General features: G+C 48.0%; 2 rRNA genes. Both read left to right on the top strand.

Annotated features, from left to right (window positions below):
- A 16S ribosomal RNA gene (locus L6D80_RS29850) occupies window positions 1-110 on the top strand; the annotation flags it as partial.
- Window positions 111-427: 317 nt separating this feature from the next.
- A 23S ribosomal RNA gene (locus L6D80_RS29845) occupies window positions 428-903 on the top strand; the annotation flags it as partial.

Below are 903 nucleotides of genomic sequence, written 5' to 3'. Positions count from 1 at the left end.
AAGTAGCTAGTCTAACCTTCGGGAGGACGGTTACCACGGTGTGATTCATGACTGGGGTGAAGTCGTAACAAGGTAGCCGTAGGGGAACCTGCGGCTGGATCACCTCCTTAATCGACGACATCAGCCTGCTGATGAGCTCCCACACGAATTGCTTGATTCTTTGTCGAAGGCGACAAGACCTTATAAGGGTCTAGCGCTGTTCCTGAGCAGAACTCAGAAATGAACATTCATGAATGAATGTTGATTTCTGGCTTTTGTCAGATCGTTCTTTAAAAATTCGGATATGTGATAGATATAGACTGACACGCACTTTCACTGGTGTGTGATCAGGCTAAGGTAAAATTTGTGAGTTCTGCTCGAAAGAGCAACATGCGAATTTTCGGCGAATGTCGTCTTCACAGTATAACCAGATTGCTTGGGGTTATATGGTCAAGTGAAGAAGCGCATACGGTGGATGCCTTGGCAGTCAGAGGCGATGAAAGACGTGGTAGCCTGCGATAAGCTTTGGGGAGTCGGCAAACAGACTGTGATCCAGAGATCTCTGAATGGGGGAACCCACTCAGCACAAGCTGAGTATCTTGTACTGAATACATAGGTGCAAGAGGCGAACCAGGGGAACTGAAACATCTAAGTACCCTGAGGAAAAGAAATCAACCGAGATTCCCTTAGTAGTGGCGAGCGAACGGGGACCAGCCCTTAAGTTGGTTTGAGATTAGTGGAACGCTCTGGAAAGTGCGGCCATAGTGGGTGATAGCCCCGTACACGAAAATCTCTTGTCAATGAAATCGAGTAGGACGGAGCACGAGAAACTTTGTCTGAACATGGGGGGACCATCCTCCAAGGCTAAATACTACTGACTGACCGATAGTGAACCAGTACCGTGAGGGAAAGGCGAAAAGAACC

It is taken from the genome of Pseudomonas ceruminis (genome assembly GCF_021602025.1).
Classification (GTDB): Bacteria; Pseudomonadota; Gammaproteobacteria; order Pseudomonadales; family Pseudomonadaceae; genus Aquipseudomonas; species Aquipseudomonas ceruminis.
This window is presented reverse-complemented; position numbering and strand designations above follow the sequence as displayed.